The organism is Mycobacterium neglectum (assembly GCF_002591975.1).
GTDB classification, from domain to species: domain Bacteria; phylum Actinomycetota; class Actinomycetes; order Mycobacteriales; family Mycobacteriaceae; genus Mycobacterium; species Mycobacterium neglectum.
In genome coordinates this window covers 1-24,994 of sequence record NZ_NVQE01000038.1, presented here as the reverse complement: position 1 = coordinate 24,994, position 24,994 = coordinate 1, and the positions used below count along the sequence as shown (strand labels likewise).

Here is a 24,994-nt window from a genome sequence, read left to right as displayed (position 1 = left end):
GTCGGTTGTCAGTCAGTCTCGTCGGGGAAATCATTGGCGATCTTGCCTGAGCGCAGACTGCCGTCCAGATACGCGGCGCGGCAGGCCCGCCGGCCGATCTTGCCGCTGGAGGTACGCGGAATCGCGCCGGCCGCGGTGAGCAGCACGTCACGCACGGTGACTCCGTGACGCACGGCGATGGCCGCGCGGATGTCGTCGGCGATCGGGGCCATCTCGAGCTTGTGCGCGCCAGGAGCCCGCTCGCCGACGATCACCAGCTGCTCTGACGAGTCAGAGGGATCGCGCTTGAGGCCGGCATGCGAGTTGTCGAATACCTCGTCGGGCAGCTGATTGGCCGGCACCGAGAACGCCGCCACGTACCCGACCCGCAACGCCTTGGTCGACTCCTGCGCGGAGTACTCGAGGTCCTGCGGATAGTGATTGCGGCCGTCGATGATGACGAGATCCTTGACGCGACCGGTGATGAACAGCTCGCCGTCGTAGAACGCTCCGAGATCACCTGTGCGTACCCACGTGGCGTCGTCGGTCGCGCCCTCGGCGTGCGACGGGTTGGTCCGCGACTTGAGGATGTTCTGGAAAGTCTCGCGAGTCTCTTCCTCTTTGCCCCAATAGCCCGTGCCCATGTTCTGGCCGCTGATCCAGACCTCACCGATCTGCCCGTCGGGGAGCTCGGTGGCGGATTCGGCGTCGACGATCACTGCCCACTCCGCGACGCCGACCTTGCCCGCACCTGCCTGGGAGACAGCGCTCGGCGAATCGGGATCGACCTCGACGAACGTGCCGGTGTTCAACGCGTCGCGATCGACGGAGACGATCCTCGGGTGGTCGCCCATCGGAGTGGTCGAGACGAACAGGGTCGCCTCGGCCAAACCGTAGGACGGCTTGATGGCCTGCGGCTTGAAGCCGTGCGGTGCGAACGCGTCGTTGAATCGCTGGACGGTCGCGGCCGAGATCGGCTCGCTGCCGTTCAGAATGCACTTGACCACCGACAGATCCAGCGGCGGTTCGTCGTCCCTGGGCAGCCCGCGCGCCGCGGCGTGATCGAACGCGAAGTTCGGGGCCACCGAGATCACGCCGCCGGTGTCGTCGGGCTTGCGCGACATTTCGCGGATCCAACGGCCGGGCCTGCGAACGAACGCCGCCGGGGTCATGAAAGTGATGTAGTGCCCGAGCATCGGCGCCAGCATGGCCGTGATTAGCCCCATGTCGTGGAAGAACGGCAGCCATGAAAGGCCACGGTCGCCTTCCTCGCCGTCGAGTGCCTCGATGATCTGGACGATGTTGGTGGCGAGATTGAGGTGGGTGATCTGCACGCCGGTCGGGATGCGGGTCGACCCGGAGGTGTACTGCAGGTAGGCGACTGTGTCGACGGCGACGTCGACCTGCTCCCAGGTGGCGCCTACCTCATCGGGCACCGCGTCGACGGCGATGACGCGCGGACGCTCCTTGGCGGGCCTGCTGCGGAAGAACTTGCGAACGCCCTCCGCGGACTCCGTGGTGGTCAGGATCGCCGACGGCTGGCAGTCGTCGAGCACGGCGTGCAGCCGTCCGACGTGGCCGGGCTCCGAGGGGTCGAACAGCGGCACCGCGACGCGACCCGAATACAGGGTGCCGTACATGGCGACGACGTAGTTCAGGTTCTGGGGGCACAGGATCGCCACTCGGTCGCCCAGCTCGGTGACCTGCTGCAGACGGGCGGCGATCGCGCGGTTGCGGGTGCCGAAGTCCGCCCAGTTCAGCTCGCGCGCGACACCGTCGCGCTCAACGGAATAATCGAGGAAGCGGTAGGCGACCCTATCGCCACGGACCTTGGCCCACTTTTCGACGTGCTTGACCACGCTGCCGTTATCCGGGAACTTGATCAGTCCGTCTTTCAGGAACGGGTTGTGAAACCCCATTCTCACTCTCCTGTTCAAAGGCACACATGTCTTGATGCCGTATCACACATGATCCGTCTGACCCGGTCTCGAGCCCGGGGTGGGTGGCGGTCGGAAATCGCTCTTAGTTTTCTCTTAATGTTAGGCGACCGGTCGACGCAGTCCAAATCTCCGCGGTTACAGGTCAGCCATGTTTTGGGTGCGGAGCGTTATTGATCACACTCTGCGCCCAGCCCAGTGTCCACTGCGGGGCCGGAGCACCATCAAGATTCCAGAATTGCGGCGTGTTGTACATGGCGTGGACCGGCTGTCCCGCACCGCCGCTGAGGACCTCGAGGGTCCTCGGTAGCTGCGTGATGTTGAAGGCCGACTCGGGCGCCGAACAGATCAGATCGCCTGTCGCACATATCTCATAGGTGCGGTTGTTGAGCATCCCGAATCCGCCCGGTCGCGGTCCGGTCATGTCCAGGCCGAGCTCGCTGAGCATCGGCACCTCGTCCAAGGTGATCTCCGCGCCTTGGCCCGGCGCGTTGGGACCGACATCCTGGCCGACGCCTGGCTGGCGACGACCGTCGGCGATCAACGCCACCCCAAGCACCAGGTCCTCGTCGACCGGGCCGCGTCCGTTGCCGACATCGCTTGCGATATCGCCCGCGATCACTGCGCCCTGCGAAAAGCCGACCAGCACGTAACTGGTCAGCGGGCATCGGTTGTTCATGTCCGTCATGGCCCGCACCGCCCCGTCGAAACCTTCGGCGCGGCTCTGGTTATAGGACATCTGCTTGTCGGCGGCGAACGGATTGTGGAACTGGGCGGTGTAGGGAACCGTGTAGATCTCCAGCCGGCCCGCATCGAACTGCTGGCGCAACGGGTTGGTGACGTTGAGAAGCAGCGCGATGGGGAACTGGGTCGGGTTGAACGGGTCGAGCTGTGGCGAGGACTCCCAGGTGCCGGGGATCGATATCAACTGCACGTCGGGGCAGCTGGCGTCCTGGAATTCGGGACGCGGCTTCTTTCCCGTCGACGGTATGCCTCCCGGTGCCGATGAGGGCGGTTGCGCGCCCGGCGGGGTCTCCGGCGACCGCTGCCACACCCACACCAGCACCACGACCAGCACCACGACCAGGGCGACCGCCACCGCCGCGACGAGCCCCAGTATGCGGTGACGTTTCCGCCGAGTGGTCTTGGGCATGGGGTTTCTCTTGCTCCTCGCGTGCTGTGGTGGTCTGTGTGCGCGTTGTCCGCGACTGCTAGCAGAGTCGTTCGGTCGCGATGCGAATGTACTCGGCAGTCGCTGAGTTGACGTCGGCTGCCGACGGCGCAACCGAGGATAGATGGTCACCGCGGACGTCGCTGCGCACCAACGGCAGCACGAAGTCCCACACCGCGTGGTCGGTCTGCTTGGCCGCGCGGGCCTGACACACGTAGGACCCGATCGACAGGGCGGCCAGGTTGCTCGACGGCTTCACCCCCGCGGCGCTCAGCGCATCGAGGTACTGGCGTTGTTGCGCCGTCACGACCAGTGCGTTGGACTGTCCGCCCGCCTGCACCGGTCCCGGAGAGGCCGCGCCGGCATCGCCGTGCGCGGTTTCCGTCTCGGATGTGGGCATACCGATGGTGGCCATCACGTCGTTACCGGAACATCCGGTCATCAACGCTGGGATCGAAGCCACCAATAGTGTCGTCGCTGAGGTTGCCAACCATCCGGAAAGTGGGGTCGAACCGACCCTTCGCCTGACCGAGAGCTGCACGGTTCCAAGGTACCGGCTGATACCTAGGGGGAACCTGAGAGCGCAGGTCGCGGCGCGCCTACGCGATCGTGGCGACCAGTTCTCCCGACATCGCGGCGAGCTGTCCGCTCCAGGCACCCCAGTCATTGCCGCCGCTTGCTGGGAAGTCGAAGTGTCCGTTGGCGCCTCCGACGGAGCGGTAGTGCTGGTAGAACTCCTTGTTCGTGCCCGCGGCGATATCGCAGTAGCCGATCATCGCGGGGGCGTCGCATCCGCCGGTCGTCGGGCTGTACACCCACAGCCGGGTGTTGTTGTCCGAGAGAAGCTGCACGTGGACGTTCGGCGAATGCCACTTCCAGCGGCCCAGCTGTGGCAGGCCCCACATGTTGCGGGTGTCGACGCCGCCGAACTGCTGGAGACCGGCGGTGATGGCGCCGTCGGTTCCGGTCCGCTCAGGGGCCAGGAATCCCGAAAGAGATCCGGCGAAGCGATACCGGTCCGGGTGGAACGTGGCCATCGCCATCGCGCCATATCCGCCTTGTGAGGCGCCTACGATGCCGTGACCGCCCGGTGCCAGCCCCTTGTTGGCGGCCAACCAGTTCGGCAGTTCTGTCGCCAGGAACGTCTCCCACTGCTTGCTGCCGTCCTGCTCCCAGTTGGTGTACATACTCCACGCACCGCCTGCGGGTGCGGCGATCGAGATGCCCTGCCCGCCGAGGGTGGCCATCGCGTTGCCGGCCGTCACCCAGTTGCTTACGTCGGGGGCGGCGTTGAACGCGTCGAGCAGGATGACGGCGTGCGGACCGCCACCGGAGAATGCGACGGGGATGTCGCGGCCCATCGCCGCTGACGGAACCATCAGCATCTCGACGTCGGCCTTGGCGGTGGGCGCCACGGACGTGCCGGCGCCCCAAAGCCCGGCAGTCAGCACCACGGTCAGGATCGTCCGAATCACGCCACGCATCAACTGCCCCATTTCACCCTCGTCCGGCTGGTCCCCGCGCGAGAAGTCAATCACACCGGCACGACGGGGCGCTGCGGAAATGACCGACGGCGGCGACCCCGAAGGATCGCCGCCGCCGACTACGTTATTTCAGTCGCATCCGTCGTTTTCCGACGAACGGGTCAATTAACCGCCGGATTCAGCCGATGCCGGCTGGGCCTCAACCGCGCCCTCGGCCGTTCCGCCGACGGGAGTGCTCGGCTGCGGCGTGGCACCCAGCACGCGCTGGATGTCGGGCTTCATCTGGTTGAGCTGCTGACCCCAGTACTCCCAGCTGTGAGTACCGGCCTCCGGGAAGTTGAACACGCCGTTCTTACCGCCCGCGGCGATGTACTCCTCCTGGAACGTCTTGTTGGTCCGCAACGTGAACTTCTCGAGGAACTCCGCGTTGAAGTTGTCGCCGGCCGGGATGCCGGTGCCGTTGATATCGGCGGGCTTGCCGTTACCGCAGAACACCCAGATGCGGGTGCCGTTGGCGACCAGCTGACCGATGTTGACCATCGGGTCGTTGCGCTCCCACGCGTTATTCGGGTCTTCCGTTGCGCCCCACATGTCGTTGGCGTCGTAGCCACCCGCGTCACCCATCGACATGTTGACCAGCATCGGCCACCAGCCTTCGGACAGATTCAGGAAGCCTGAAAGCGAAGCCGCGTACTGGAACTGCTGCGGGTAGTAGATCGCGAGCGTCATCGCGGCCGAACCGGCCATCGAAAGACCCACCGCCGCGTTGCGGTTCGGGTTCACGCCTTTGTTCGCGGCCAGGTAACCCGGAAGTTCCTGGGTGATGAAGGTCTCCCACTTATACGTGGAGCACCCCGCCTTGCCGCAGGCCGGCTTGTACCAGTCGCTGTAGAAGCTGGACTGGCCACCGACCGGCATGATCACCGCGAGACCGGAATCGACGTACCACTCGAATGCGGCGGTCTCGATGTCCCATCCATTGAAGTCGTCGCGGGCGCGAAGGCCGTCTAGCAAGTAGACGCCAGGCGCGTTCGGCCCACCGTTTTGAAACTGAACCTTGATGTCACGTCCCATCCCTGCGGACGGAACCATGAGGTACTCGACCGGCAGACCCGGACGAGAGAAAGCGCCCGCAGTCGCCGAGCCACCGACGGCGCTGACGAGGGCGGGCAACACTGCTGCGGCTAGCGCCACAGCCGCGAGCCGGCGCACCCACGCGCCACGGATTTTGCCAACGAACTTCATGCTTCATCTATCCCATCTGTCGTATGCCGCACGCGGAACCTGTCCGATGGACCCCGCCGCGTTGCGGTTGCAGTCAACCACAAATTGCTGTGGTACCTCTATTCGGCGTGTATCGTCCCTGGTCGCTCCTCAGCCCTTGAGGGTTGCGATCAGGTCTGGTTTCAGGGCTTGCAACTGCGCTCCCCAGTACGGCCACGCGTGATTTCCCGCGGGCGGAAACTCGAAAGTGGCGTTATTACCCCCGGCCTCCACGTAGGCCGTTTGGAAATCCAAATTGCTCTTGAGAGCCATTGATTCAAGGCTGTTCGCGCTGAACGCCTGATCCGGATCTGCGTTCACGTCGAGCGGGGTCGCGCCGCCCGGTGCGCAGTAAATCCACAGGCGGGTGCCGTTGGCGATGATGCGCGAGACCTGCCTGATCGGGTCGTTGCGTTTCCATGCGTTGTCCCATGGAGCGCCCCACATGTTGTCCACGTTGTAGCCGCCCGCGTCCAGCATCGCGACGCGAATGGCCTGCTGCATGAACAGCGCCGATGGGTTCAGGAAGCCTGAAAGTGATGCGGCGTAGCGGAATTGCGATGGGTAATAAGCGGAAAGGATCAGCGCTGGACCGCCGGACATCGACAACCCGACGACGCCGTTACCGGTTGGGGAGACCTGCTTGTTGGTCGCCAGCCACGACGGAAGCTCGCTGGTGAGAAACGTCTCCCATTTGTAGGTATAGGGCTGGTTGTTGAAACTCGACGGTGAATACCAGTCGGTGTAGAAGCTGGACTGCCCGCCGACGGGCATGACGGTGGCGACACCGGAGTCCAAAAGCCATTCGAAGGCCTGGGTTTCGACATCCCAGCCGTTGTAATCGTCGCGCGCACGCAAGCCGTCGAGCAGGTAGACGGCTTTGGCGGATTCAGTCGTCGGCGCGCCCGTCGCGGGTTGAAACTGCACGCGAATGTTGCGGCCCATCGATGTCGAGTACACATCGAGGTACTCGACGGGCAGACCCTCGCGGGAGAAGGCGCCCGCCGGCGGTGTGACGTTGGACACAGCCGCGATCGCAGGCATCGTCAGGACCGCGGCACCCGCCGCGATCGCACGGCGAAGCCAGGTTCGCACAGCTCTTACCATCCGTTCGTGAGTTCAGGCGCCGCATACCCGGCGGTCCCCGCGAGCTATGTATCGCCCAACTCGATGGTCGCGTTACCGGAGCTATGGCCCCGTGGCCGGCATGCCTGTGTAGGGCGCGTTCTTCGGCTCCGGCACATCCAGACCGCAGCGTTTCAGTTCATAGAGCGGCACTCGATCGATCCGGTATTCCGTCAGTGCGTACGCGTGCAGCAGGTTCGACAGGAACCGGCGCGGCCCCATCTCACCGCGGATGGCATTCAGCATCGCGTCGGTCGCCGGGCACTCGAGTGCCGCCTCGGCCTGTGCGATCCACTCCTCGTCGATATAGGACGGAATGAAGGGCCTGGTCTTGAGGAACGGTCCCTCGGCCACCGCCCAGTCGGGGAAGAGGTTCTTGTCGTGGCCGATGCGGCCGTCGTCCAAACGCGCGGTGTGCGCGGCAAGCGGATTGGCGAGTCCGATCTGATCGATCACCCGGACGTTCAGTCCGACATTCATCCCCAACATGCCGAGGTTGGTGAAAAACACTGTGTGCGGGCCCCTTTGGGCCTTGACATCGGGCGGCGCATCAGGCGGGGGCGGGATCGCGGGCACCACGTCCCACTGGTCGTAATTGCCGGCCGGCAGCAGTAGGGCGCCGTCAGGCGTGTTGTTCAACGCCGTCATCACCGCACGCATCCGCGGGTAATCGAGGTAGTCGGCCGCAGTCAGCGGATGCGCGTTGCCCGTTGCCTGTGCGTAGAACCGTCGCTCGTCGACGATGCCGCTGTACGTCACGCGGGTGGCGTCGGCCCCCATCCCGTTCGAATTCGCCACCCACAACGACCAACCCGCGATCGACACCCACAGCAGGCTGGTGGCACCGACGAACAGATAGCCTGCGCCACGGGCCATTCGGGCGCCGTCGGGCAACACCAGCGGAATCACCGCGATCGGAGCGAGCATGCAGAACAACGGGGTCAACAAGACCCGCCCATGCATGAAGTCGCCGCCCTGGCGGATCCAGTAGATCGCCTGCAGCGCACCGCTGACCAGCATGAATCCCACCACCGCCTGCGGGCTTTGAACTGTCCGCGCAAGCCATCCATGGCCCGGCGCCACCGAGTGACGAATCCCCCACGGGCGGCCACGGGTCACCATCACCACCGCCGCCAGACCGGCCAGCAGAATGGCGGGTGCCCACAGCAGATACGGACTGTTGAAGTTGGCCAGGTACACGAACCCTTGTGACCACTTGGCTCCAGAGGCGTCCTTGGCCAGGGCCGTGCCGGGAAACAGCAAGCCGTAGTAGCCCATTCGGAAGATCTCGTAGGCCACGGGCACCAGACCGCCTGCGAGAACGATGAGTCCGCGCCGCCGCCAGTCCCGTGCCGCGATCAGCATCATGACCAGCGCGAGCCCGCCGATCAACGCCAGCTCGGGCCGAATCAGCACGCTCATCCCTGCGACGAAAGCCAGTGCGGCGTCGAAGGACCGGCTGATTCCGGCCGGTGGCCCCACGGGTTGTCTGCGAATCGTCGGTGGGCCACCGCGGTAGACGGGCATTGGTGCTCTGCCCGGACCGGATGCGCGCATCGCCTGCGACCAGCAGACCATCATCCACCAGAGGAGCCCGAGATATGCCAGCACCAAACCATTTTCGAGACCGGAGGTGGCGAAGTCACGGGCCGGCGGTACCGCGATGTAGACCAGTACACCCGCGGGCAGTATCAACGCCCGCCGCCCCTGCAGGCTCGGCGCATACAGTCTGGCGGCGCCCAGCATCGCGAACACCACACCGAGCACGCTGAGCGTGAGCGCCAGGAACAGCGCCACATACTCCATCCGCACCGGGCCACCGACCCAGGCGCCGAGGTAGATCAGATAGGTCCATACCGTCGAGGTATTCGCCTCGACGCGTTCGCCGGCGTTGAACACCGGACCATTGCCCGCCAACAGGTTTCGGACGGTGCGCAGGACGATGAGACCGTCGTCGGCGATCCAGCGCCGCTCCCACGCTCCCCAGCCGAACAGCGCCGCGACGACGATCACGCTCACCCACAGGCTGATTCGCACTGTGAGGTCATAGGGAAACGCCGGCAGGCGGGCGAAACGGTCGCCGAGGCCGTCCATCCAGCGGCTTCGGCCGGCGACCGTGAAGCTCACCCTGTCAACTGAGGAAGATGGCGGCACCGATGGTTCCGATCCACGCCAGTGCCAACAGCTGCAGCACCCGGTCCTTCAACGCGATCTCCTCTGGCTCACCGGCCATGCCACCGTCGACGTCGACGGCATACCGCAGGATGGCGATCACAAAGGGGATCATCGACACCACGAACCAGGACGTACCGCCAGTGTCGTCGCGCTCGAATGCCCAAAGGCCGTAACACAGCACCAGTGCCGTCGCCGACAGCGTCCACACGAAGCGCAGATACGAACTGGTGTAACTCTCGAGTGATTTACGGATCTTGGCCCCGGTGCGCTCGGCCAGCTGGAGTTCGGCGTACCGCTTGCCCGCCGCCATGAACAGCGAACCGAAAGCCATCATCAGCAGGAACCATTGCGACAACGGCACACCCGCCGCGACACCACCGGCGATGGCGCGAATCAAGAAGCCCGACGAGACGATGCAGATGTCGATGACGGGCTGGTGCTTGAGGCCGAAGCAGTAGGCCAGCTGGATCACGATGTAAATCGCGATCACCACCGCCAGATTCGGGGTCACCAGCCAGGAGATCACCAGCGACACGACGCCGAGTACCACGGCCAGTGAGTAGGCCAGCCACTCTGGAACCACGCCCGCTGCGATCGGGCGGAATCGTTTGGTCGGGTGCGCGCGGTCCGCTTCGACGTCCCTCGCGTCGTTCACCAGGTACACGCATGATGCGGCCAGGCTGAACACCACGAACGCCAGCAGCACCTGCACCAGCACTTCGCGGTAGTCGTAGGCGTAGCGCGCATCGCCGAGCGCGGCCACCGGCGCGGCGAACACCAGGACGTTTTTGACCCACTGCCTCGGCCGGAGCGCCTTGATGAGCCCGGTCGCGAGATTGCGCGGCGGGCCCTTCTGGAGCGTCGGCTCCGAACTCACCTGAGGCGCGCTCTCTGCGCTGCTCTCGCTCGAGATGCTCATCAGACTCCTTCGGCCCGCTCTGTGACCATGGTGACCGCCTTGGCGACGACCGCCCCGACCGCCACGCCGGTGAGCACGTCACTCGGGTAATGAACGCCGAGCACCAACCGCGACAACGCCATTGGCGGCACCAGTATCGCGGGCAAGGGAAGACCGGTCGCCCGGCCCAGGAGAATCGACGCCGCGGTGGTGGATGTCGCGTGCGCGGAGGGGAAGCTGAGCCGGCTCGGAGTACCCACGTTCACCGCGATCGCGGGATGGTGCGGGCGCTCGCGTCGCACCACACGTTTGATCACCACCGCCGCGGCGTGGGCGACGAATGCCCCGGCGCCTGCGGCGAGGAAAGCGTGTCGCTTCGCGGGCTGCAGCAGCGCGCCGAGCGCCGCGACCACGAGCCAGCCGATGCTGTGCTCACCGAAATGGGAAAGTGCCCGTGCGCCCGCCAGCACGCCGGGCGGATCGGCGAGCGCGGACTGGACTGCCACCAGCACGGCATCCTCGCCGCGCGGGCTGTCAGCCATCGGCCCCGGGGAGCAGTACGGTCTCCCACTTCTGCTTGCTCGTGAGCACCGGCAGCGCGGCGCGGTAAACCTTGCGCATGCGGTTGAACTTTCGGGCGAGCGCGATCTGACGCTTGATCGACTCACGAAGCAGCTCAGCCATTTTCGCGCGGTCGCGTTGGCGGTACACGACGCCGCGGCCGTCAGCGGTTGTGACCGTGACGCCGTCGACCTTGCATAGCGAGAACCACCGGGCATCCTGGGTGGCGACATTGATCTGCGGGCGCCGATGATGCTCGGGGTCATGCGTCTTGAGTTGATGGAGAATCCCGCGAGTCAGCCGCAACGAGATCGCCAGCGGGTTGGTGGGGATCGTCACCTTCTTGCGCCACCTCTTGTCCGAGGGCGTCGGCAGCGCGGTCGCGCTTTCCAGCACGACGGCATCGGGGTACTCCGCCCGCATGGCGCGCACGTCGGGCAGCGCGGACTCCAGGATCGAGAAAATGTGCTCGGGTCCGGCCAGGAAGTCATCCATCGCCTTGTTCTGGATCGCAACGGTCGAATACTCAAGGCACAGAAGATGTTTCAAGGTCGCCTTCAAATGGCTGGCGAGCAGTCCGGTGATGTTGCCGTCCCAGTGCATCGCCGAGACCACCAACCGGTTGCGCAGATGAAAGTACGCCTGCCAGTCGATGGCGTCGTCCTTGTCGCTCCACGCCATGTGCCAGATCGCGGCGCCGGGCAACGTGACGGTCGGATAGCCGTGCTCCCCAGCCCGCAGGCCGTACTCCACGTCGTCCCACTTGATGAACAGCGGCACCGGCTGCCCGAGCTCCTCTGCCACCGCTCGCGGGATCATGCACATCCACCAGCCGTTGAAGTCGACGTCGATGCGCCGGTGCAGCAGTTTGCTACGGGGCTCCTCTTCGTCGTTGAGGCGGTACTTGGCGAAGTTGTGGTCATACTCGGTGTTGACCGCGCCCGACCACATGAAGTTCTCGGAGTCGACCATCTCGCCCATCACGTGCAGATGGCTCGGCTCTTGCAGGTTGAGCATCTGGCCGCCGACCAGCGTGGGCACCTTGGCGAACCGGTTCAGCGCCAGCGCCCGCAGTATCGAGTCAGGTTCGACGCGGATGTCGTCATCCATGAACAGGATCTGTTCGCAGTCCGTGTTCTTCAGCGCCTCGTACATGACCCGGCTATAACCACCGGAACCACCGAGGTTGGGTTGGTTGTGCACCGACAGCCGGTTGCCGAGCGCAGCGGCTGCGGCCTCAAACCCCGGATGGTCCTTGGCCTTCTTGGTGCCCTGGTCGGACACGATCACCGCGCTGATCACCTCGTCCACCAACGGATCCGACGTCAACGCCGCCAGTGCGCTGACGCAGTCCGCGGGCCGGTTGAAGGTCGGGATTCCGACGACGACGTTGGCCCGTCCCGGGGCGGGCCGCGGCGCGTACCAGCCCGCACTGTGCACGGTGGACTTGCTGTTGGTGGTGATGTCGAACCAGATCCATCCACCGTCTTCGAACGGCGACAGGTCGATCTCGAACTCGACAAAGGCGGTTCCTTCGTCACCGCTCGACACCGCCTCACCACCGACGGTGATCCGGGCGCCGGTTGCCTTGGACCTGTACACGTCGACTCGGGCGCTGCCGGTGAGTTCGACGCGCAACACCACCGACTCCAGCGTCGACCAGCGGCGCCAATAGCTCGCCGGGAAGGCGTTGAAGTACGTCGCGAACGACACCTCCGACTCCGCGCCGATCTCGAGCGTGGTGCGCGTCGGGGCGTGGGCGCGACGCGCGTTGGTATCCGACTCCTCGATGTAGAGCTTTCGAACGTCGAGCGGTTCGCCGGGGCGCGGCAGGATTACGCGCGCCAAGAGGCTGACCGCCCTGGTGTCGTCTCCGGCGTCGAGCGCGCCGGACGGGATGTCACTCATGCGTTGCTGCTTTCTGTGCCATCTTCGGCGAGGGGCACGCCGTCACGCAGGTGCGGCGCGAGGGTGTTGTCGAACATATTCAATGCGCTGGCGATCGCCATGTGCATGTCGAGGTACTGATAGGTGCCAAGGCGGCCGCCGAACAGCACCTTCGCCGATGCCGTCTCGGCCTTCGCGCGCGCCCGGTAGGCCGCCAGCAAGGACCGATCCGTCTCGGTGTTGATCGGGTAATACGGTTCGTCGTCGTCATCGGCGAAACGGGAGAACTCCCGCATGATCACCGTCTTGTCGGTCGGATAGACCCGCTCCGGGTGGAAGTGCCGGAACTCGTGGATCCGGGTGTAAGGCACGTCAAGGTCGTTGTAGTTCATCACGGGTGTCCCTTGAAAATCGCCCGTTTCGAGCACCTCGAGTTCGAAATCGAGTGTGCGCCAACCCAGTCGGCCCTCCACATAGTCGAAGTATCGGTCCAGCGGTCCGGTGTAGACCACCGGCGCGTCGGGGTTCGCCGCACGAAGTTCGTCGCGGACGTCGAACCAGTCGGTGTCCAACCGCACCTCGACGCGGTCATCGGCGGCCATGTTCTGCAGCCACGCGGTGTAACCGTCGGTCGGAAGCCCCTCATAGGTGTCGTTGAAGTAGCGGTTGTCGAATGTGTAGCGCACCGGCAGCCGCGTGATGTTCGCCGCAGGCAGTTCGGTGGGATCGGTCTGCCACTGTTTGGCGGTGTAACCCTTCACGAACGCCTCGTAAAGCGGGCGGCCGATGAGCGAGATCGCCTTCTCTTCGAGATTCGCGGCAGCGCTGCTGTCGATCTCGGCGGCCTGCTCGGAGATCAACTGCCGGGCCTGCTCGGGTGTGAAGTACTTGCCGAAGAACTGCGACACCAGACCGAGGCCCATCGGGAACTGGTAGGCCTGCCCGTTGTGCATGGCGAAGACCCGGTGCTGGTAGCCGGTGAAGTCGGTGAACTGGCGCACGTAGTCCCACACCCGTTGGTTCGAGGTGTGGAAGAGGTGGGCGCCGTACTTGTGGATCTCGATGCCGGTCTGTGGTTCCGGCTCCGAGTAGGCATTGCCGCCGATATGCGGGCGGCGATCGAGCACCAGAACCCGCTTATCCAGCTGCGATGCCACACGCTCGGCAACCGTCAGGCCGAAGAAACCGGAACCGACGACAAAGAGATCGAAACGAGCTGTCATCGGCAGCAAGGGTATCCGACGGCCACCGCGCAGCCCGAATCCGACGGAGGGCTCAGGTCAAGATTGGCTCACAATTCCGTATCGCCACTTCAGTCACAGTAGTCACAGCAGTACCGTCTATCACGTACGAGTACCTACCAGATGTAGTCCATATATTGAGGAGACTTCCGTGCCGAACCGACGTCGACGCAGGCTCTCGACAGCCATGAGCGCAGTCGCCGCCCTGGCCGTCGCGAGTCCAGCCGCAGTAGTCGCCGTATCCGAGTTGTCCGCAAGCATCGATGCGCAGCCGCAGCACCGCGAGTTCGTCCAGGCCGCAGGCGTAACCGACCTGCCGAATGAGCTGATTTCGGCGCTATCGCAGGGCCTGTCGCAATTCGGCATCAACCTGCCACCGATGCCCACCGGCGTATTGACAGGTAGCGGCGCCGGCACGCCAACGACGCTGACCTCGCCCGGCCTGACCTCGCCCGCTCTGACCGCACCGGGCTTGACCACGCCAGGCCTGACGACACCGGGCCTGACCACGCCGGGCCTGACCACGCCGGGCCTGACCGCGCCGAGTGCGACCCTTCCCGGCCTCACCGCGACCGGGCCGGCACTGACCGATCCGGCGCTGGCCAACCCCGCACTCACCAATCCGGCACTGTCCAGTCCGGGATTGACCGCAGATGCCGGGGGTCTGACGACGCCCGGACTGAGCACGCCGGCCGCGTCGCTCACCGATCCAGGGCTGACTCCGATCTCCACCGGTGCGCTGCCCGCACCCAGCGAGATCCCGATCTCGGCACCGATCGGACTCGATCCCGGCGCCGGCATGTACCCGATCATGGGCGATCCGTCGCTGGCGAGCATGCCGGCAACCGGCGGCAGCACCGGCATCATCGGCGATCTGTCTTCCATGGCCAACCAGTTGGGCGCCGGCCAGGCGATTGACCTGCTCAAGGGCATGGTGATGCCCGCGATCATGTCGGCGGCCAAGCCCCCGGGTGCACCGGCAGTCGCTGGTGCGGCGCCTGCGGCCGCAGCAGCACCGGCCGCCGCAGCGGGAGCCTCAACCGGCGCTGGCGCGTAGACCTATCACCGAACGGCACCGCAGAAGCCTCCTCCCTGGCTCTGCGGTGCCGTTGCGTTGAGGCCGCGTCCAGATTGGTATGCACTAGTGCCGTGTTGAAACATCAGTAACAACTGACACTTACGTAACATCGGCCCGTGTCGTGTCGCCGTTCTGTGCCGTCGATGCTCTTCACCGCGATCGCGGCGACGGCTGTCGTACTGCCCATGGCGATCTACGGCATTCCGGGAGCCGGCGATGGCCACGAGACAGCGCCCAGCGCGCCGCAGGTCGCGCAGCAGCCGCTGACCGGCGTCGGCGGTGGCGAGACGATTCGCGAGATCCACCAGGACACGCCCTTCTCGTTGGTCGCACTGACTGCTGACGACCTCGCCGGTACGTCGGCTCGGGTCCGGGCCAAGAAGCCCGACGGCACCTGGGGCCCCTGGTATGAGGCAGAGGCCATGGAGGGGCTCGGGCCCGACACTCCCGTGGCAGGCGCCCCGCACGGCACCGAACCCGTCTTCGTCGGTCGCACCAACACTGTGCAGATCGCGGTCACCCGCGCGAAGCCCGTGCCCAATCCGGCCCCCGAGCCCGCCGATGACCGGCCGCCGTTGGGATACGTGCCCGCCAACGTCGAGCAGCCCCTTCCCCAGAACGTCAACGCCGTGCTGATCAGCCCACCGCAGGCGCCGGTGGATTCGTTGCCGCTTCCCTCTGCCGTCACCGCACCGGGAGTGCCACCGCAAATCATCGACAGGGCGGGGTGGGGTGCCGATGAGGGAATGCGTTGCCCAAACCCTCAGTACGACAAGTCAATCCGGGCCGGCATCGTCCACCACACCGCCGGTAGCAACGAGTACGCACCCGAGGATTCGGCCGGGATCATCCGGTCGATCTACGAGTACCACACCCGCACGCTGGGCTGGTGCGACATCGCCTACAACGCCATGGTCGACAAGTACGGCCAGGTTTTCGAAGGCCGCGCGGGTGGAATCACCAGGCCCGTCGAGGGAGCTCACACCGGCGGCTTCAACCGCGACACCTGGGGTGTGGCCATGTTGGGCAACTTCGACCAGATCCCGCCCACCGAGATTCAGCTGCAGAACACAGGCAGGTTGCTCGGATGGCGATTGGGTCTAGACCACATCGACCCTAGAGGCACAGTGGTGCTCGCCTCGGCGGGCAGCTCGTTCTCCAAGTTCCCGTTCGGTGCCACGCCGGCGCTGCCGACCATCTTCACCCACCGAGACGTGGGCGTCACCGAATGCCCGGGCAATGCCGCGTACGCCGCGATGGATCGGATTCGGGATATCGCGGCACGATTCAACAGGCCGCCCGGTCCTGCCGACCTGGCGGAGACACTGCGCGGGGGTGCGATCTTCATGCGCTGGGAGTCGATGGGCGGCCCGAACAGCATCCTCGGCGCACCGAGGTCGCCCGAGGCCGCGGGCGAAGGTCCGGCTCGGTATGCGAATTTCGAGCGTGGCGCGATCTATTGGTCTCCGACGAGCGGAGCCGAACCGGTCACCGGGGAGATCTACAAAGCTTGGGGCTCGCTGGGTTTCGAGCGCGGCGCGCTCGGCCTGCCGACGAGCGGTGAGATCCAGGAGCCGCTGTGGGTCGTGCAGAACTTCCAGCATGGCACGCTGAATTTCGATCGCGAGCACGGAACCGTCACGCGGGTCATCGACGGGGCCCCGACCGAACTGCCGAGATCGGTGTCCGAACACACTCCGATTCAGCTGGAGCGGTTCACTCCGGCCATCAGCCCCGCCTGATCACAGCCACCACCGCTCGAGCACCCGCGCGACACCGTCGTCCGCGTTCGTCGCGGTGACCTCGTCGGCCGCGGCCACCGCATCGGGGTGGGCGTTGCCCATGGCCACGCCGAGGCCGGCCCATCGCAGCATCGGCACGTCGTTCGGCATGTCGCCGAAGGCCACCACGTCTTCTGCCGTGACGCCCAGTGGCCCTGCCAGCTCAGCGATTCCGGTGGCCTTACTGATACCCAGCGGCATTATCTCGATCAGGCCGTTGTTGGTCGAATAGGTGATATCGCCCTGCATACCAACGTATTTGGCCAATTCGTCAGCCATGTCGGCACTCTGTGCGCCCGCCTTGCGGATCAACAATTTGACGGCGGGCGCACTCAGCAGGTCCTCGAACGACACTTCGGTGTTGTCCGGGTTCAGCCATGCATGCTCGTAGCCGGGCGAGCTGACGAACTGGGGGGTGGCGGCGTCATGTGCGCTGCGCCCCACCCGTTCGACGGCAAGGCCGGCGCCGGGGATGACACGGGTGGCGATCTCGGCGATCTCGGCGAGCACGTCGACGGACAGGGTGCGGGCCGACACGATGCGGTCGGTTGACGGGTCATAGATCACAGCGCCGTTGGCGCACACCGCCATCGGCGCGAACCCCAGGGCATCGACGATCGGTGAAATCCAGCGCGGCGGACGACCGGTCGCGAGCACGAACTGGGTTCCGGAGTCCACGGCGGCCGTCAGCGCGGCGCGGGTGCGGGCGGTGATCTTGTCGTCGTCGGTGAGCAGCGTTCCGTCCACATCGGAGGCCACCAGCAGAGGCAGGGTCACCGGCGGCTTTTCGTCTCTCGCTGCGCCCGCCTGCGGGCCCGTTCGGCGAGCTCGGCTGCCTCGAGCGCCTTGGCCTCGTCGGTCGTCGGCGCCGATCCGCCGAGGCGGTGCGGCACCCAGTACGCACCAGCGGGATGCGGGTAGTCCTCCTGCACCATGTGCAGCAGTTTGTTCATCGCCTCGCGCAACGCCGTACTGGTGTCGTCGAACGTCGCCGCGGCGTGTACATGCGGGCCGATTGCCACGGTGATCGGTATCTTCCTGCGGCCCATGTTTCGTGGATGGTCCTTGGTCCACATTCGCTGGGTGCCCCACACGATCATCGGGATGATCGGCACCTGTGCGTCGCGCGCCATCCGCGCCGCGCCGGATTTGAACTCCTTCAGCTCGAAGCTGCGGCTGATCGTTGCCTCTGGATACACGGCGACGAGCTCGCCCTCCCGTAGTCGCTCGACGGCGACGGCGTAGGCGGCGCCGCCGCCCGCTTCGCGGTCGACCGGAATCGTCCCGGAGTGCTTGATCAGGAAGTTGACGACCTTCACCTGCTGCATTTCGGACTTGATCATGAACCGCAGCCGGCGCCGGACCTGATATGCGGCGAGTGCGGACGGATACCAGTCCAGGTAGCTGGTGTGGTTGATCGCGACGACGGCGCCACCGTGCGCGGGGATGTTCTCCAGGCCAAGGTAGGTGATGCGCGAGCCAATGACCCTGTTCGCCGTGCTGACTGCAATCTCCAATCCGCGGAAAACCGGCTCCATGCGCGCTACTCCGGCGCTCCTGCGGGGCCCCGCTGCGCGCGGCGGGCCGCCTTCTCCGCAGCCTCTTCGGCGTCCATCCGGTTCGCCTCTGCCAGCGTCGGTGCTCCGCCACCGAGTCGGTGCGGCACCCAGAATTCGCCGGGCGGATACGGTCCATAATCGTCTTGCACGCGTTCGAGCAGGTGCTGCATTCGGGAGTGCAGGAGCGCGGTCAGCTCGACCGGCGGCAGGGTCGGGTAGATCGGCTCGCCCACGGCCACCGAGATCGGCACCTTGGGGCGACGCATGTTCTTCGGATGGCCCTTGGTCCAGATGCGCTGCGCGCCCCAGACGATATGCGGGACGATCGGTACGTCGGCGGCGATCGCCATTCGCGCCGCACCGGATTTGAAGTCTTTGATCTCGAAGCTGCGGCTGATCGTGGCCTCCGGGTAGACGCCGACCAGCTCGCCTTCTTTGAGCTTGCGGCAGGCCTCGTCGAATGACGCGGCGCCGCTGTCGCGGTCCACCTCGATGTGACGCAGGCTGCGCATGATCGGGCCCGTGAACTTGTTGTCGAACACCTCTTTCTTCGCCATGAAACGGACCTTGCGGCCCCGCTTCTGCCGGTAGGCGGGCAGCCCGGCGAAGGTGAAGTCGAGGTATCCGGTGTGGTTGATGGCGATCACGGCCCCGCCGGCCACCGGCACGTTCTCGACGCCGGTGACGGTGAACGTCAGCCCCTGAAATCGCCAGAGCGTCCTGGCGAGTTGGATGACTGTTCCGTAAACCGGCTCCACATCAGGCAGCCTAGTCGCGTGAGCCGCCCCACCGAACCCGTGCCGACCCCCTTCGTCGTCACCGACATCGCGGCGGGCAGAACGGTGGCCCCGATATGGGTCAACGAACTCGGTGGTGTCACGTTCGCGATCGGCGGCGGATCCGAATATGTCAAGGTCACGCCGCCGCAATCGGCGCACGGACTGGCGGCCGAGGTGTGCCGGCTCGGCTGGGCCGCCACCTATCTGCGAGTGCCGCGGGTGCTGGGCGCGGGCGACGGGTGGATCCATACCGCCGGGCTGCCGGGCTCCTCCGCGATCGATCCGCGGTGGATGGACGATCCGCGCACGGCCGCGCGCGCGATCGGCGCCGGCCTTGCCCTGATGCACGAGACTCTGCCCGTGGGCGACTGCCCGTTCGGGCCACCGACGTGGGTGACCGATCAACCCGATGTCGACCGCCTCGTGGTCTGCCACGGCGATGCGTGTGCGCCCAACACCCTGATCGATGACGATGGCCGCTGTTGCGGGCATGTCGACCTCGGCGATCTCGGCGTCGCCGACCGTTGGGCCGATCTGGCGGTCGCGCAATGGTCGCTGGAGTACAACTACGGGGGCGACTGGCGCGACGAGTTTTTTGACGCCTACGGCGTCGCGCCCGATCAGGACCGGATGGACCACTACCTGCGGCTGTGGGAGGACGGCGATTGATTCTGCAGCAGATTTCTCTTGACCCTGAGAAAGACTCGGACTCTTGGTATTTCGATATCCCGGCCATCGCGCAGCTGGCCGCCGAGCCGCTGGCGCTCGACGCATCTGTGACCGTGATCGTCGGCGAGAACGGCTCGGGCAAGTCCACGGTGCTCGAGGCGGTCGCGGCCGCATGGGCCTCGCGGCTTCGCGGAGCCGTCAAGCATTGGACCCCGCGGGCGGGCGATGAGGACAGCGACCTGCACTGGGCAGTGCGACTGCAGGGCGAGTTCCCGCCGCCCGCCGGTGGCTGCTTCCTGCGGGCCGAAGCCATGCATCAGTTGTTCACCGAGGTCGATAGCGGGACCCCCCACCAGGTGTTCGGCGGAGCGCTCAACGCGCAATCACACGGCGAGTCGTTCCTGGCGTTCCTGTCCTCCCGGGACACCGAACGCGGGCTGTTCATCCTCGACGAACCGGAGGCGGCACTGTCGTTCACTTCGTGTCTGCAGTTGATGGCGCTGATGGACTCGCTCATCGCCGACGGATCGCAGGTCCTGCTGGCAACGCACTCACCCGTGCTCGCGGCGTTTCCCGGCGCGAGGATCCTCGAATTCGGCGAGCACGGCCGCCGCGTGAGCACCTGGGAGGATCTTCCGATGGTGGCGCACTGGCGCCGCTTCATGTCCGCGCCCGACGCGTATCTGCGGCACCTGTTCGCGGCCGGTTAGTCTTGATGCCGCACTCCGCTAATGGAAAGGCGGACATCAGGAGAGGACATAAGTGCAGGTCACCAGCGTCGGACACGCCGGCTTCCGGATAGCTACCAACGCCGGAGCCATCCTGTGCGACCCGTGGGTCAACCCCGCGTACTTCGCGTCGTGGTTCCCGTTCCCCGACAACAGTGGGCTGGACTGGGACGCCCTCGGCGACTGCGACTACCTGTACGTCTCGCACCTGCACGCTGACCACTTCGACGCGAGGAACCTGAGCGCGCACGTCAACAAGGACGCGACGGTGCTGCTGCCCGACTTCCCGGTACCAGACCTGCGCCGCGAACTGGAAAAGATCGGGTTCCACCGGTTCTTCGAAACCACCGACTCGGTCAAACACCGCGTCAGCGGACCCAAGGGCGACCTCGATGTGATGATCATCTCGCTGCGCGCGCCCGCGGACGGTCCGATCGGGGACTCCGGCCTGGTAGTCGACGACGGCGAGACGGTCTGCTTCAACATGAACGACGCCCGACCGGTCGACCTCGACGTGGTGCACGCCGACTTCGGAGCCGTCGACGTGCACATGCTGCAGTACTCGGGCGCGATCTGGTATCCGATGGTCTACGACATGCCTGCACGCGCCAAGGAGGCGTTCGGCACTCAGAAGCGCCAGCGACAGATGGACCGGTGCCGCCAGTACATCGCACAGGTGGGGGCCACGTGGGTGATCCCGTCCGCGGGTCCCCCGTGCTTTCTGGATTCAGCGCTGCGTGACCTCAACGACGATCACGGCGACCCCGCGAACATCTTTCCCGATCAGGTGGTCTTCCTCGAGCAGATGAGAAGCAACGGCCACGACGGCGGCCTGCTGATGATGCCGGGGACTACCGCCGATTTCACTGGCTCACAGTTGAATTCGCTGCACCATCCGCTGGCCGACGACGAAGTGCAGGCGATCTTCACCACCCGTAAGGCGGCCTACATCGCCGACTATGCCGAGCGGATGGCTCCGGTGCTGGCCGCCGAGAAGGCGAATTGGGCGCCCGCGGCGGGCGAGTCCATGCTGGAGCCGCTGCGCACACTCTTCGAGCCGATCATGCTGGGAAGCGACCAGATCTGTGACGGCATCGGCTATCCGGTGGAATTGCGGCTCGAGGGCGGCGGCCACGACGAATCCGTCGTGCTCGATTTTCCGAAACGAGCTGTCCGCGAACCCATTGCGGACGAGAAGTTTCGGTACGGCTTCGCGATCGCACCCGAGCTCGTGCGCACGGTGCTGCGCGACAACGAGCCCGACTGGGTCAACACGATCTTCTTGTCCACCCGGTTCTCGGCATGGCGGGTCGGCGGCTACAACGAGTACCTCTATACGTTCTTCAAATGTCTGACCGACGAACGCATCGCCTACGCCGACGGCTGGTTCGCCGAGGCACATGACGACACCGCATCAATCATGTTGGACGGCTGGGAGATTCAACGACGCTGCCCGCACCTGAAGGCCGACCTGTCGAAATTCGGCGTGGTGGAGGGCTCGACGTTGACTTGCAACCTGCACGGTTGGCAGTGGAATCTGGATAACGGCCGATGCCTGACGACCAAGGGGCATGAGCTGCGCTCCGCACGGGGGGGTACGCAATCGTGACGGGACCGCTTCAGAACTACGACGACGGCCTCATCCAGCTGGACCGCGAGGCGATCACGTTGCGGCGCTATCACTTTCCGTCGGGCACCTCGAAGATCATCCCGCTTCGCGATGTGCGCGGGTACAAAGCCGAATCCCTGAGCTTCCTCAATGAGCGGTTCCGACTGTGGGGCAGTTCCAACGTCCGCCGCTGGCTGCCACTGGATGTCTGGCGACCGATCAAATCCACGCTCGTCACCCTCGATGTGGCGGGCGCACGAACCAACCCCGCGTTCACACCGCAGCGGCCGACGGAGTTTCTCGCCAAACTCGACGAACTGCTCGCACGCTAGTAGCGGCTACTTCGGCTCGAGGACTTCGGTTCCGACGAATCCCACCAAGGCTTCCGGCACCCGCACACTCCCATCGGGCTGCTGGTGGTTCTCGAGGATGGCCACCAACCACCGGGTGGTCGCCAGCGTGCCATTCAGGGTCGCCGCGGTCTGGGGCTTGCCGTTCTCGTCGCGGTAACGCACTCCCAGTCGCCGTGCCTGAAACGTCGTACAGTTCGACGTCGAGGTCAGCTCCCGATATGTCTGCTGCGTCGGAATCCACGCCTCGCAGTCGAACTTGCGCGCGGCTGATGACCCCAAATCCCCTGCGGCGATGTCGATCACGCGATACGGCACGTCGATCTTCGCCAGCATTTCGCGCTCCCAGCCGAGTAGCCGCTGGTGTTCGGACTCGGCCTCGTCGGGCTTGCAGTAGATGAAACCCTCGACCTTGTCGAACTGGTGCACACGGATGATGCCGCGGGTGTCCTTTCCGTGGCTGCCCGCCTCGCGACGGAAGCACGACGACCAGCCCGCATAGCGCCGCGGACCGTCGGAGAGATCGATGATCTCGCCGGAGTGGTAACCGGCAAGGGCCACCTCCGACGTACCGACCAGATAGAGATCGTCGGCGTCCAGGTGGTAAACCTCCTCGGCGTGTGCACCGAGAAAGCCGGTGCCCGCCATGATTTCCGGGCGGACCAGCACCGGCGGCACCATCAGGGTGAAACCGTTCGCCTGAGCCAGCTGCGCTGCCAACTGCAGCAGTCCGAGCTGCAGCAGCGCCCCGGCGCCGGTCAGGAAGTAGAACCGTGCGCCGGACACCTTCGCGCCGCGCTCAAGGTCGATCAGCCCGAGTGACTCGCCGAGTTCGACGTGGTCCTTCGGGTTGTCGATGGCGCGTGGTTCGCCGACGGTGTCGAGCAGCGCGAAGTCGTCTTCTCCGCCGGCGGGGACACCGTCGATGATCACATTCGAGATGGCCATGTGCGCGGCGGCGAACGCCGTCTCCGCCTCACCCTGTTCCGATTCGGCGGCCTTCACCTTGTCGGCCAGCTCCTTGGCCGCGGCCAGCAGGGCGGGCCGGTCGTCCGGCGAGGCATTCGGAATCTTCTTACTGGCGGCCTTCTGCTCGGCGCGCAGGTTGTCGCCGGACGACACCGCCGCCCGTCGCGCGGCATCGGCGCCGAGGAGCGCGTCGACTAGGCCAGGGTCTTCTCCGCGGGCGCGTTGCGATGCGCGCACCAGATCCGGATTTTCGCGCAGTAGCTTGAGGTCGATCACGGGCGCAACACTACTTTGGCCGCCGACAGGGAACAGCCGAGGTCGGACCCCCAGGCACAACCTCATAACGTTACAACTGCATCACTTGTCACAGCGCCCGACACGCCTGTCACAATGGAGCAGATGTCTGAAGCACCCACCGTGGAATATCCGTCTGGTGACGAGGCTGGAAAGTCCTCGTCGCGGACGTCGTTATGGCGCAGCCTGCAGGCCGCGTCGACGCGTCGGGCGCTGCTGTTGACCGCCCTCGGCGGGCTGCTCATCGCCGGTCTGATCACCGCGATTCCGCAGAACGAGGGCCCGGGCGGCCTGACCGCGAGCACGATTTCGCTCGGTCCCCGCGGTAACGACACCTTCAAGCACGCGAAGGCCGGCGACTGCCTGAACTGGCCGGAGCGCACCCCGGATTCCGCGGAGATCGTCGACTGCAAGGACGAACACCGGTTCGAGGTCGCCGAATCGGTGGACATGCGCACATTCCCCGGCAGCGAGTACGGGCCCGACGCGGCGCCGCCGTCGACCGCGCGCATTCAGCAGATCAGCCAGGAGCAGTGCTCGGCCGCGGTCAAGCACTACCTCGGCGCCGACTTCGATCCCAACAGCCGCTTCACCGTCAGCATGTTGTGGTCCGGCGACAAGGCCTGGAAGCAGTCCGGTGAGCGCCGCATGCTCTGCGGGTTGCAACTGCCCGGCCCCAACAACCAACAGGTGGCTTTCAAGGGCAAGGTCGCCGACAACGACCAGTCGAAAGTGTGGCCCGCGGGCACCTGCCTTGGCATCGACCCGTCGACCAACCAGCCCACCGACATTCCGATCGACTGCGCGGCGCCGCATGCGATGGAGGTCACCGGTGCGGTCAACCTCGCCGAGAAGTTCCCGACCGGCCTACCGCCCGAGCCTGAACAGGACACCTTCATCAAGGATGCGTGTACCCGGATGACGGACGCCTACCTGGCACCTATTCAGTTGCGCAGCACCACGCTGACGCTCATCTACAGCACGATCTCGCTGCCGACCTGGTCGGCGGGCAGCCACCAGGTGTCATGCAGCATCGGGGCGACCCTCGGTAACGGCGGCTGGTCGACGCTGCTCAACAGCGCCAAGGGACCGTTGATGATCAACGGTCAGCCGCCCATCCCGCCGCCCGACATCCCCGAGGAACGGCTGAGCTTCCCGCCGGTCCCGATGCCGGACGAGCCCGCCGAATCATCGTCATCGTCATCGTCGTCGTCGTCGTCATCGTCGTCTTCGTCTTCGTCGACCGGTGGTCAGTCCGACTTCGGCAATCAGACTCAGCACATGCCGGGCTCCACCCAGGCCACCGAAACGGCCGCCCCGACCCCGGATCCGGCCGCGCCGGGCAACACGTTCCTGAACGCGCCGCCACCGCCACCGGGGGCACCACCACCCCCACCGCCCTGTCCCTTATACCCATCTGACGCTGCCGACGAACACCCCTGTGTAGATCGCGGGCG

22 protein-coding genes are annotated in these 24,994 nt (G+C 65.6%); 7 read left to right on the top strand and 15 right to left on the bottom strand.

Going from position 1 to position 24,994, the window contains the following annotated elements; genetic code table 11:
* Positions 1-8 precede the first annotated feature (8 nt).
* From fadD32 to glf, 11 genes are all read right to left on the bottom strand, one after another.
* A complete protein-coding gene (gene fadD32 / locus CSQ99_RS23765; protein WP_099041458.1) occupies positions 9-1,898 on the bottom strand; it encodes a long-chain-fatty-acid--AMP ligase FadD32 in 1,890 nt (629 codons plus the stop codon).
* Between the two features lie 163 nt (positions 1,899-2,061).
* Positions 2,062-3,069 carry a carboxylesterase Culp6 gene (gene culp6, locus CSQ99_RS23760; protein WP_099041457.1) on the bottom strand — a complete coding sequence of 336 codons (1,008 nt, stop codon included), beginning with the start codon at positions 3,067-3,069 and terminating at the stop codon, positions 2,062-2,064.
* 58 nt (positions 3,070-3,127) lie between these two features.
* A complete protein-coding gene (locus tag CSQ99_RS23755) occupies positions 3,128-3,529 on the bottom strand; it encodes a DUF732 domain-containing protein (RefSeq protein WP_245909054.1) in 402 nt (133 codons plus the stop codon).
* Between the two features lie 157 nt (positions 3,530-3,686).
* Positions 3,687-4,571, bottom strand: a complete 885-nt coding sequence (locus CSQ99_RS23750; RefSeq protein WP_176561190.1) for an alpha/beta hydrolase-fold protein — start codon at positions 4,569-4,571, stop codon at positions 3,687-3,689.
* 165 nt (positions 4,572-4,736) lie between these two features.
* A complete protein-coding gene (locus CSQ99_RS23745; protein WP_099041455.1) occupies positions 4,737-5,816 on the bottom strand; it encodes an esterase family protein in 1,080 nt (359 codons plus the stop codon).
* Positions 5,817-5,945: 129 nt separating this feature from the next.
* Positions 5,946-6,941: an alpha/beta hydrolase gene (locus CSQ99_RS23740; RefSeq protein WP_176561188.1), complete on the bottom strand. Its 996-nt coding sequence runs from the start codon at positions 6,939-6,941 to the stop codon at positions 5,946-5,948.
* An 81-nt stretch (positions 6,942-7,022) separates the two neighbouring features.
* A complete protein-coding gene (gene aftB, locus CSQ99_RS23735; RefSeq protein ID WP_176561189.1) occupies positions 7,023-9,053 on the bottom strand; it encodes a terminal beta-(1->2)-arabinofuranosyltransferase in 2,031 nt (676 codons plus the stop codon).
* 37 nt (positions 9,054-9,090) lie between these two features.
* Positions 9,091-10,053 (bottom strand): decaprenyl-phosphate phosphoribosyltransferase, encoded by a 963-nt coding sequence (locus CSQ99_RS23730; protein WP_176561187.1) that lies wholly within the window; start codon positions 10,051-10,053, stop codon positions 9,091-9,093.
* Complete coding sequence (locus tag CSQ99_RS23725; RefSeq protein WP_099041454.1) at positions 10,053-10,574, bottom strand: phosphatase PAP2 family protein; 522 nt, start codon at positions 10,572-10,574, stop codon at positions 10,053-10,055. Before CSQ99_RS23725 ends, CSQ99_RS23730 begins: the two co-directional genes overlap by 1 nt.
* Positions 10,567-12,501: a glycosyltransferase gene (locus CSQ99_RS23720; RefSeq protein WP_099041453.1), complete on the bottom strand. Its 1,935-nt coding sequence runs from the start codon at positions 12,499-12,501 to the stop codon at positions 10,567-10,569. The genes CSQ99_RS23725 and CSQ99_RS23720 overlap by 8 nt, the downstream gene beginning before the upstream one ends.
* A complete protein-coding gene (glf, locus tag CSQ99_RS23715) occupies positions 12,498-13,712 on the bottom strand; it encodes a UDP-galactopyranose mutase (protein WP_099041452.1) in 1,215 nt (404 codons plus the stop codon). The genes CSQ99_RS23720 and glf overlap by 4 nt, the downstream gene beginning before the upstream one ends.
* 160 nt (positions 13,713-13,872) lie before the next feature.
* Here glf and CSQ99_RS23710 point away from each other — a divergent pair, with 160 nt between their 5' ends.
* Both CSQ99_RS23710 and CSQ99_RS23705 read left to right on the top strand, forming a co-directional pair.
* A complete protein-coding gene (locus CSQ99_RS23710; protein WP_099041451.1) occupies positions 13,873-14,778 on the top strand; it encodes a hypothetical protein in 906 nt (301 codons plus the stop codon).
* 164 nt (positions 14,779-14,942) lie between these two features.
* Positions 14,943-16,541, top strand: a complete 1,599-nt coding sequence (locus CSQ99_RS23705; protein ID WP_425437861.1) for an N-acetylmuramoyl-L-alanine amidase — start codon at positions 14,943-14,945, stop codon at positions 16,539-16,541.
* On the opposite strand, the gene CSQ99_RS23700 is transcribed toward CSQ99_RS23705, so the two are convergent.
* From CSQ99_RS23700 to CSQ99_RS23690, 3 genes are read right to left on the bottom strand one after another with little or no spacing between them, the layout of a single operon-like run.
* On the bottom strand, positions 16,542-17,357 hold the full coding sequence (locus CSQ99_RS23700) for an HAD family hydrolase (RefSeq protein WP_099041449.1): 816 nt from the start codon (positions 17,355-17,357) through the stop codon (positions 16,542-16,544).
* Positions 17,354-18,118, bottom strand: a complete 765-nt coding sequence (locus CSQ99_RS23695; protein WP_099041448.1) for a lysophospholipid acyltransferase family protein — start codon at positions 18,116-18,118, stop codon at positions 17,354-17,356. The genes CSQ99_RS23700 and CSQ99_RS23695 overlap by 4 nt, the downstream gene beginning before the upstream one ends.
* 5 nt (positions 18,119-18,123) lie before the next feature.
* On the bottom strand, positions 18,124-18,897 hold the full coding sequence (locus tag CSQ99_RS23690; RefSeq protein WP_099041447.1) for a lysophospholipid acyltransferase family protein: 774 nt from the start codon (positions 18,895-18,897) through the stop codon (positions 18,124-18,126).
* Between the two features lie 18 nt (positions 18,898-18,915).
* Between CSQ99_RS23690 and CSQ99_RS23685 the strand changes: the two genes are divergently transcribed.
* From CSQ99_RS23685 to CSQ99_RS23670, 4 genes are read left to right on the top strand one after another with little or no spacing between them, the layout of a single operon-like run.
* Positions 18,916-19,587: a phosphotransferase gene (locus tag CSQ99_RS23685; RefSeq protein ID WP_099041446.1), complete on the top strand. Its 672-nt coding sequence runs from the start codon at positions 18,916-18,918 to the stop codon at positions 19,585-19,587.
* Positions 19,584-20,297 carry an AAA family ATPase gene (locus tag CSQ99_RS23680; RefSeq protein WP_099041473.1) on the top strand — a complete coding sequence of 238 codons (714 nt, stop codon included), beginning with the start codon at positions 19,584-19,586 and terminating at the stop codon, positions 20,295-20,297. The genes CSQ99_RS23685 and CSQ99_RS23680 overlap by 4 nt, the downstream gene beginning before the upstream one ends.
* Before the next feature lie 52 nt (positions 20,298-20,349).
* Complete coding sequence (locus CSQ99_RS23675) at positions 20,350-21,924, top strand: Rieske 2Fe-2S domain-containing protein (protein WP_099041445.1); 1,575 nt, start codon at positions 20,350-20,352, stop codon at positions 21,922-21,924.
* Complete coding sequence (locus CSQ99_RS23670; RefSeq protein ID WP_099041444.1) at positions 21,921-22,256, top strand: hypothetical protein; 336 nt, start codon at positions 21,921-21,923, stop codon at positions 22,254-22,256. The genes CSQ99_RS23675 and CSQ99_RS23670 overlap by 4 nt, the downstream gene beginning before the upstream one ends.
* Positions 22,257-22,262: 6 nt before the next feature.
* On the opposite strand, the gene serS is transcribed toward CSQ99_RS23670, so the two are convergent.
* Positions 22,263-23,519 (bottom strand): serine--tRNA ligase, encoded by a 1,257-nt coding sequence (serS, locus tag CSQ99_RS23665; protein ID WP_099041443.1) that lies wholly within the window; start codon positions 23,517-23,519, stop codon positions 22,263-22,265.
* Between the two features lie 114 nt (positions 23,520-23,633).
* Here serS and CSQ99_RS23660 point away from each other — a divergent pair.
* Positions 23,634-24,994 (top strand): septum formation family protein (locus CSQ99_RS23660; RefSeq protein ID WP_141562725.1); only part of this gene is annotated, 1,361 nt, incomplete at its 3' end.

Excerpts from the sequence above, each read along its gene's own strand:
- fadD32 (WP_099041458.1), bottom strand. The coding sequence starts at position 1,898 with ATGGGGTTTCACAACCCGTTCCTGAAAGACGGACTGATCAAGTTCCCG.
- culp6 (WP_099041457.1), bottom strand. The coding sequence starts at position 3,069 with ATGCCCAAGACCACTCGGCGGAAACGTCACCGCATACTGGGGCTCGTC.
- CSQ99_RS23755 (WP_245909054.1), bottom strand. The coding sequence starts at position 3,529 with ATGACCGGATGTTCCGGTAACGACGTGATGGCCACCATCGGTATGCCC.
- CSQ99_RS23750 (WP_176561190.1), bottom strand. The coding sequence starts at position 4,571 with ATGCGTGGCGTGATTCGGACGATCCTGACCGTGGTGCTGACTGCCGGG.
- CSQ99_RS23745 (WP_099041455.1), bottom strand. The coding sequence starts at position 5,816 with ATGAAGTTCGTTGGCAAAATCCGTGGCGCGTGGGTGCGCCGGCTCGCG.
- CSQ99_RS23740 (WP_176561188.1), bottom strand. The coding sequence starts at position 6,941 with ATGGTAAGAGCTGTGCGAACCTGGCTTCGCCGTGCGATCGCGGCGGGT.
- aftB (WP_176561189.1), bottom strand. The coding sequence starts at position 9,053 with ATGGACGGCCTCGGCGACCGTTTCGCCCGCCTGCCGGCGTTTCCCTAT.
- CSQ99_RS23730 (WP_176561187.1), bottom strand. The coding sequence starts at position 10,053 with ATGAGCATCTCGAGCGAGAGCAGCGCAGAGAGCGCGCCTCAGGTGAGT.
- CSQ99_RS23725 (WP_099041454.1), bottom strand. The coding sequence starts at position 10,574 with ATGGCTGACAGCCCGCGCGGCGAGGATGCCGTGCTGGTGGCAGTCCAG.
- CSQ99_RS23720 (WP_099041453.1), bottom strand. The coding sequence starts at position 12,501 with ATGAGTGACATCCCGTCCGGCGCGCTCGACGCCGGAGACGACACCAGG.
- CSQ99_RS23705 (WP_425437861.1), top strand. The coding sequence starts at position 14,943 with ATGCTCTTCACCGCGATCGCGGCGACGGCTGTCGTACTGCCCATGGCG.
- CSQ99_RS23695 (WP_099041448.1), bottom strand. The coding sequence starts at position 18,118 with ATGGAGCCGGTTTTCCGCGGATTGGAGATTGCAGTCAGCACGGCGAAC.